Annotated in this window: 7 protein-coding genes; 3 read left to right on the forward strand and 4 right to left on the reverse strand. The window is 42.8% G+C overall.

Annotation, left to right across the window (positions count from 1 at the left end):
- Nucleotides 1-517 precede the first annotated feature (517 nt).
- The 3 genes from FTV28_RS13130 to def form a co-directional block, all read right to left on the reverse strand.
- Entirely contained in the window at nucleotides 518-2,548 is a 2,031-nt protein-coding gene (locus FTV28_RS13130) for a TonB-dependent copper receptor (RefSeq protein WP_179990677.1), read from the reverse strand.
- 63 nt (nucleotides 2,549-2,611) lie between these two features.
- A complete protein-coding gene (locus tag FTV28_RS13135; RefSeq protein WP_154321168.1) occupies nucleotides 2,612-3,046 on the reverse strand; it encodes a DUF2946 family protein in 435 nt (144 codons plus the stop codon).
- A 107-nt stretch (nucleotides 3,047-3,153) separates the two neighbouring features.
- Complete coding sequence (gene def, locus FTV28_RS13140) at nucleotides 3,154-3,684, reverse strand: peptide deformylase (protein ID WP_154321169.1); 531 nt, start codon at nucleotides 3,682-3,684, stop codon at nucleotides 3,154-3,156.
- 121 nt (nucleotides 3,685-3,805) lie between these two features.
- Here def and FTV28_RS13145 point away from each other — a divergent pair, with 121 nt between their 5' ends.
- From FTV28_RS13145 to FTV28_RS13155, 3 genes are read left to right on the forward strand one after another with little or no spacing between them, the layout of a single operon-like run.
- Nucleotides 3,806-4,963 (forward strand): LysM peptidoglycan-binding domain-containing protein, encoded by a 1,158-nt coding sequence (locus tag FTV28_RS13145; protein WP_179990679.1) that lies wholly within the window; start codon nucleotides 3,806-3,808, stop codon nucleotides 4,961-4,963.
- A 17-nt stretch (nucleotides 4,964-4,980) separates the two neighbouring features.
- Nucleotides 4,981-6,204: a DNA-processing protein DprA gene (gene dprA, locus FTV28_RS13150; RefSeq protein ID WP_104853275.1), complete on the forward strand. Its 1,224-nt coding sequence runs from the start codon at nucleotides 4,981-4,983 to the stop codon at nucleotides 6,202-6,204.
- A 48-nt stretch (nucleotides 6,205-6,252) separates the two neighbouring features.
- Entirely contained in the window at nucleotides 6,253-6,822 is a 570-nt protein-coding gene (locus FTV28_RS13155; RefSeq protein ID WP_004970120.1) for an L-threonylcarbamoyladenylate synthase, read from the forward strand.
- 34 nt (nucleotides 6,823-6,856) lie between these two features.
- Here the strand turns inward: FTV28_RS13155 and FTV28_RS13160 are convergent.
- A partial coding sequence (locus FTV28_RS13160) for a zinc ribbon domain-containing protein (RefSeq protein WP_179990681.1) occupies nucleotides 6,857-7,132 on the reverse strand: 276 nt, incomplete at its 5' end.

Below are 7,132 nucleotides of genomic sequence, written 5' to 3' on the forward strand. Positions count from 1 at the left end.
AATTTAAACCAATCAATCAATGATAATATTTCGATCAATCAATCAGTAAAAATCCACACAAGTTGTTCTTCATAATCTCTTAATGATCTTCTCGATGCTTCGTCAGCATCAAGCTAGGTCGGCTATACTACTCTCTATTTTAAGAAAGTCAACATGTAATGTTGATTTTATTTTCAAACCCATCTACTCAAAACAAACTCAATTAATCTTAAATCAATCAACCAAGCTATTGTTTTTCAACAAGTTTTTATCAACATCACCGCCGATGGATGTGCATTATAGGCCAAATATTTTGCCATGCAAGGCTTTTTGTAAAAGAAATATTTCGAGTGTTTATTTTATAAACCCAAAAACATATAACTCACTGTTTTATCTTAGAAATTTATTTTAATAAAAATCCACCCAATTTCTTTAAACAAAATTTTAAAACATAACTCAATGTTTTATATGTAATTATTCTTATAGAAAAGCAAAAAGCAGAGCCGAAACCCTGCTTTTGGTTTAAATAAAGTTCAAATTAGAACTTCATACTAATACGCGCCCAGTAGTTACGACCAATATTATTAAATTGCTGATCGGTTGGTAAACCTGTCCCTGATGCACCCATTTTGTTTAGATGCTCGGTATAAGTTTTATCCAGTACGTTATCAATACCCACAGACACATCAACACTTTTATTGAGGTTATAGCTGCCGTTTAAAGACAATACGCCAAAGCCACTGCTTTCTTTCACATCATAGCCCACGATATTACCTTCACGTTCGCTAATACGACTTTGACCATCAACAACACGTAATAATGCACCTAAAGTATATTTATCCTGCACATAGCGCAGGTTTAAACGTCCTTCCAAAGGTGAAATTTGTGGTAACGGCGTATTGTTTGTGGTGTTTTCACCCCACGCATACATAGCACTCACATCTGCTTGAACCGCATCGGTAAACTGATAACCAATTCCTGCTTCGACTCCGGCAATCACAGCATCGACATTTCTCGTTTCTGCTTTATCACTGGCATTGTATTTGGTCAAAATAAAATCTTGAATCAAACCTGTATAAGCAGATGCCCAAGAACTGAAATGACCATGCGTATGTTGATAGCCTAAATCGAGTTGTAAAGTTTTTTCTGTATCGATGCTTTTGAAGGTATTTGGATTGCCATTACCCAATTCAGGGCTGAATAGTTCCCAATAATCTGGCATACGCTCGACATAACCTAAACCAATGTAAGTTTTGCCATCCTCATGTTCAGGATGAATATTCTCAAATCGCAAAAAAGCACTTGGTAAAGTTTTATCGCGTTTTAAGCCGTACCCTTTCATTATTGAATCTTGACGGAGATCTTTTACACCTATCTGATCGAGACGTAGCCCTGTGACAAATTGATTATCACCACCTAAATCATAAGTGAGCTCACCAAATGCACCGATGGATTGGAATTTCATATCTTTCATACGAGGCATATTTTGGTAAACCACACCATTGGTGGTTTTACGGATACTATGCTCATTATTTTGTGTATCAATACCTGAGATCAGTTTGATTTTTTCCCATTCACTGGTCATAGCAACACGTGCATTTAAGGTTTTACGTGCCACATTGGTTGCCATTTCCATCTTCGGTTTTGGGCGTAAGCTATAGTTATCCATGACGTGATCATTAAAGTTATAGTTCACTTGCGCTTCAATTTTTTGAATCACATCTGAGACATTATACTTTTCTACACGTAAACCCAAACTTTCGCGGTCAAATTCAGAACCATCCATCATGCGGCCTGCATAAACCACTTCGGCATCACCACGACCACCTGTCAGCTCAAGCCAAGTATTTTCATCGGGTGTCCAACCTAAAGCCACATCGGCATTCCAGCGCTCCCAATCCGAAGGAACAGTTGTACCATTGCCATCTTTATAGCTATCTGCTACAGAACGGTTGGCGTTTAAACGGATGTATTTATGCTCATCACCCGCAGCCGCTTCAACATTATGATCTAAACGGCCAAATGACCCCATCAAGACACTGGCTTGGCCACGATAGTTTTGACCTTCACCAAATTGCTCAGGCTTACGCTCAAACAATACCGTTGCTGCCGAACCTGTGTTGGCATATTGCACCGTTTGCGGGCCTTTAATGACGGTAATTTCATCAAAACTTTCTGGTGAAATATAAGAGGTTGGTGAATCCATACGACTCGGGCATGCACCTAAGTTTTCAGAACCATCGGTTAAAATTTTAATACGTGAACCAAACATGCCGCGGAAGGTCACATCGCCATTGGTACCCGCACCACTGTTGACCGCACTAAAGCCAACTATGCTTTGCAAATAGTCTGCACCATCTGTGGCTGGAATCGGCTGAATGGGTTGTTTTGGATTGGCACGTACCACCAGACCATTAGCAGCATTGCCCTGTTGTGCGGTTGCAACAATAGGCGCAAGACTATGCGTATTCGCAGACAGCATACTTTGATCGGCAAACGCACTTGCTGAATAGCAGGCAACACAAACTGCAGCCGCAATGGGCTGTAATAAAAATTTAGGCTGAGCCATTTTATTTCTCACTTCAAAACATAAATACAGTTAGGGTCAAAGCAGACCCGAAAAACATTGAATTTATGCAAAGTGAGGTGGAGCACGTCCCTGCGGAAGTAAAAAGAGTTGCTGAAGTGCAAACCAAACGTGTTGAAAACGTTTTTGGAAAGCCAAAAGACGTACCTGAATGCGATCAAGCACCTCTTTAAGCTCTAATTCAGGTGGCAAGACCAAGTTGCCATAGACCGTACAATACTGACATTGATGTGAAGCATCGTGATGATGATGTTCATGCTGTACGGTCAGTTGCTGATCATCGGTCTGTGATGTAGATGAATGTGCAGTATGCGAAGAATTTGTATGCACGGCGTGGGCTTGTGGCAACAAAAGTGCACGCGTGATGGTTTCACAGACTGGCGCAACTTGATATTGCTCAGGCAGCAAAGGCTGTAAAAATACAGCAATCTGTAAAAAAACTGCGATAAATGAAAGCAGTAAGCCACTACGCAACAACAAAAACATCTATCCTGAATTTGTGTGGCGCAAGTATAACAAAGCCCAATCGAAATTGGGCTGATTTTTATGCTTTGGTCTAAACATGGACAACTAGATGGTTGTTTGTTTTAACGCTTCACAGCAACTTTTTCTTTCTGACGCTGGCGCACTACTTTTTCCACTTTTTCACGGGCACGCTGTCTTTTGAGTGGTGATAAATAATCGACAAATAATTTACCATTTAAGTGATCCATTTCATGTTGGATACAAACAGCGAGAAGTTGATCTGCTTCTAGCTCAAAGGTTTGACCCTCAAGGTTAATCGCTTCAATTTTTACACGTGACGGACGCTCAACTTTGTCGTATATTTGAGGCACTGACAAACACCCTTCTTCATACGGTTGGGTCTCTTCAGTCAATGGGGTAACTTTGGGGTTAATGAAGACCATGGGTTGATCTTTATTTTCAGATAAATCCATGACAATCAGCTGAATATGATGATCTACCTGTGTCGCAGCTAGACCAATTCCTGGTGCGGCATACATAGTTTCAAACATATCTGCAGCAAGCTGACGAATTTCGTCGGTCACTTCTTCAACTGGTTTGGCAATGGTACGCAAACGGGGATCCGGGAAACTTAAAATAGGTAATAAGGCCATGGGACGTCCTCACTTATATGCCATTGATCAAAAAACCGAATGAAGGAATGCTTCATCAAAAAAATGTGTGTAAGATCGTTATTATAACGCAACTACATACATAATTTTAGGAATTATGATAATGAAAAAGGTTTTGACAGACACATCCTCTTTTCGTGTCTTGGGGTTTAAAAAGCAAGTTTTAGCGCTCGCTGTATGTCTCACTGTGGGACTTGGGGCAATGAGTGTAGCTGAAGCAGCACCTGCACGAAATATTAATCCGCCTGCTTTAAAAGCCAATGCACCGAATGTGTATGTGGTGAAAAAAGGCGATACCTTGTGGGATATTTCTAAAAAATTCCTGAATAATCCACTGCGCTGGCCTGAAATTTGGGCAAGCAACCGCCACGTAAAAAATCCACACTGGATTTTCCCAGGTGACCGCTTGTTAATGTGTACCTATGAAGGTCGCCCAATTATTGGTAAAGATGAAGGTGATGGCTGTGAAGGCATTATCCGTCGTTACACAGGCAAGAGCACCAATTTACAGCCGCAAATTCGCGTGGAGTCTTTAAATAATACCATTCCTGTGATTCCGCTGGAATACATCAAGCATTGGTTAGAGCGCAGCAGCATTATTGCCGCAGATGCACTACAAGGCACGCCTTATATTTTAGGTACTTCTGATCAACGCGTGTTAGCTGCTAAAGGACAAAGTGTGTATGCACGTGGTGCAGGTCTGGAAGTAGGTCAACGCTACGGTGTATATCGTGAAGGCGAACCGTACATGCTGACCGATGCCAATGGTCAAAAATTCAATGCAGGCATTGAACTCACTCAAGTTGCTGCAGGTATTGCAGTACGTGGTGAAAATGACATCACCACACTTGAATTGACCGATACCTACAATGCCGAAGTGCGTCGTGGTGATCGCGTCTTACCAATTTATGACCCAATGCTGCCAACCTTGTTCTACCCAACGCATGCTGAAAATGTCAGCACAGGTGGTCAGGTGCTACGTGTGATGGGTTCGATTGGTACTGCAGCAAAACACAGTGTTGTGGCAATTGATCGCGGTACATTACATGGCGTGCAATCTGGTCATGTGTTTAGCGTAGCGCAAAAAGGCGAAGTGGTCACCGACCCGAAAACCAAAGAACGTGTTCAGCTTCCAGGCGAACGTATTGGCAATATCATGGTCTTCAAGAGCTTTGACCACATTAGCTATGCCTATGTTTTAGACAGTGAATTACCAATTAAAGTCGGTGCGAGCTTACAAGCACCACGAATGGACGACTAAAACGGTTTAAGATGGTGATGTTGAATTCATTCAGCCCACAGCAAATCAACTACATTTTGTTGTGGTATTTGGTTCAACATTCACTGTCTAGTTTTTCCAAACTCGTACAACATTATGGTTCCGTGGCTGCCGCAGTGCAGCCCGAACACCTCCTCACATGGTCAGATGTGCGCATTCATGCCAACCATCTACAACGCGCCAAAGAATATCTCAGCCCAACAGGGCAACTCGCCTTTGAACAATGTCTGAATCAACTGCAACAGCAGTGCGATTTTATTCTAACTTTGGACGATGCGGACTATCCCAATCAGTTACGACCCTATTCCAACAAGCCACCCATTTTATTTGGGCAAGGCAATGCACAGGCTTTGTTGCAAGCGCAAATTGCGATTGTCGGCAGTCGCAAAGCCAGCCCGCATGGTCGGCAAGTGGCTTATGATTTTGCTTATTATTTAAGTGAACAAGGGTTCTTTATCAATAGTGGTTTGGCACAAGGTATTGATGAAGCCGCACATCAAGGTGCTTTGCAACATCAACGTACCATTGCAGTCATGGGCACAGGTTTGGACAGCACTTATCCAAGTGCACATCACAGCCTGCGCCAACAGATTGTGGAATGTGGTGGTGCCGTGATTACGGAGTTTTTACCGCAGACCAAGCCCTTGCAGCAACATTTTCCACGACGTAACCGTATTGTCAGTGGACTAAGTTTAGGCGTGATTGTTGCTGAAGCCAGTTTAAATAGTGGCTCGCTGATTACCGCGAAACTAGCAGCGGAGCAAGGCAAATTGATATTTGCCATTCCTGGACATATTTATAGTGAATTTCATCAAGGTTGCCATCAATTGATTCGTGAAGGTGCAATTTTGGTCGACCATCCTGAACAAGTGATTGAGGATTTAGCCCTACCCACCCAATGGCAATATCAACAAAACCAAATAGCATCAAGCCAAAATCAGACTACAGCAGCTTCAACAAAAGCAAAATTATCTACACCACCGACTGAAGCAATACTTCAAACCACCACAACAAAAACAGCAGATACAAGTACACCGCATATTCCCGAGCATTTATTGGCACTGTATCAACAACTGGATTGGGTCGGACAAAGCATCGATCACTTGGCACAGCAACTGAATTTAGATATTGCCACACTCACCAGCGCATTAATGGAACTGGAACTCATGGGCTTCTGTTTACAACAATCAGGTTTATATCTGCGTTGTCGTCCACTCAAATAAGGTTCACAATAAGCGCCTATTTCACATTTCTGTTTAGGTAAAACTCCCATGATTACAACTTCTGTCACCGAAGCCGCTGCATGTCTACAACAAGGACAGGTACTGGCCTATCCTACAGAGGCGGTTTGGGGATTGGGATGTGATCCATATAATCAACAGGCATTTTTGGAAATTTTGCGTCTGAAACAGCGTCCGATTGAAAAAGGTGTGATTTTACTGGCAGGACATCTGTCACAAGTAGAGCATTTGCTGCAGGATTTAAACCCCGAAATGCGAGATCGCGTAATTGCGTCATGGACGAATACTTATCCCACAGATCGAGCAACCACCTGGCTATTACCCAGCACAGCCGCAATTCCAGAGTGGATTACAGGTCAACACCCCAAAGTAGCGGTGCGCGTAACCAATCATCCTTTATGTATGGCGTTATGCCATGCCTTTGATGGCTTTATTGTATCGACCAGTGCCAATCCTGCGGGACTTGCCCCTGCACGCTCTTTGCAAGAGACAACGCAATATTTCCATCAACAATTGCACTACTTAAATGGTGATTTGGGTTTAAGCCAGCAACCTAGCCGTATTTTAGATGCAGAGAGTGGGGCAGTGATTCGCGCCTAGCTTTAGACAAATTTTAGTTGACATCCTCCCCGACCTAAAGGACGGAGATTCCTACTGCTAGACGCTCATGTCCGAGCGCAAGAATATTCAGTGCGGAATTTACATCCCGATCATGGAGCGTACCGCACTCCACACACTGCCACTCTCTTATTCCAAGTCCTGCTCTACCTTTCGGACTACTATAGCGTGAGCCACAGCACGAACAAGTTTGGGTGGTATAGGCTTCATTGACTTCTTCATAACATACCCCTGCGTTCTCGCATTTATACTTGAGCATGGTTCTTAGTGTTGTCCAACTGGCATCTAGCAC

The sequence above is a fragment of the Acinetobacter sp. YH12252 genome, assembly GCF_013417365.1.
Lineage (GTDB): Bacteria > Pseudomonadota > Gammaproteobacteria > Pseudomonadales > Moraxellaceae > Acinetobacter > Acinetobacter towneri.

Bases quoted from the DNA above. Each gene is read 5' to 3' on its own strand.
- FTV28_RS13130 (WP_179990677.1), bottom strand. From the start codon at position 2,548: ATGGCTCAGCCTAAATTTTTATTACAGCCCATTGCGGCTGCAGTTTGT.
- def (WP_154321169.1), bottom strand. From the start codon at position 3,684: ATGGCCTTATTACCTATTTTAAGTTTCCCGGATCCCCGTTTGCGTACC.
- FTV28_RS13145 (WP_179990679.1), top strand. From the start codon at position 3,806: ATGAAAAAGGTTTTGACAGACACATCCTCTTTTCGTGTCTTGGGGTTT.
- dprA (WP_104853275.1), top strand. From the start codon at position 4,981: ATGTTGAATTCATTCAGCCCACAGCAAATCAACTACATTTTGTTGTGG.
- FTV28_RS13155 (WP_004970120.1), top strand. From the start codon at position 6,253: ATGATTACAACTTCTGTCACCGAAGCCGCTGCATGTCTACAACAAGGA.